The sequence below is a fragment of the Streptomyces sp. BE303 genome, assembly GCF_036290945.1.
Classification (GTDB): Bacteria; Actinomycetota; Actinomycetes; order Streptomycetales; family Streptomycetaceae; genus Kitasatospora.
The window spans coordinates 1-259 of the sequence record NZ_JAQYWZ010000161.1 but is presented as its reverse complement, the minus strand read 5'-3'; the positions used below and the strand labels follow the sequence as shown (position 1 = coordinate 259).

General features: G+C 70.7%; 1 protein-coding gene. It reads right to left on the bottom strand.

The features are described from left to right. Positions 1-224 (bottom strand): transposase (locus PUR56_RS00730; RefSeq protein ID WP_329947413.1); only part of this gene is annotated, 224 nt, incomplete at its 3' end. Positions 225-259: the final 35 nt, after the last annotated feature.

The window sequence follows — 259 nt, the reverse complement described above, 5'->3', positions numbered from 1 at the left end:
CACTCGGTGAAGCGCCGGTGCGCGGTGGGCCCGGACGGACCGAAACAGGGCGGCAGCTGGGCCCACGTGCACCCCGACGTCGCGACGAACACGATCGCCGCCAGCACCTCGCGGTCCCCGTAGCGGCGCCGACCACCGCCCTGCGGGCGGGTCGGCGCCGCCGGCACCACCAACTGGAACAACTCCCACAACTCGTCCGGCACCAGACGCTCCACGATCGTCACCGGACCAGCCTACAAGCCCAAATGAGACGTCTTCT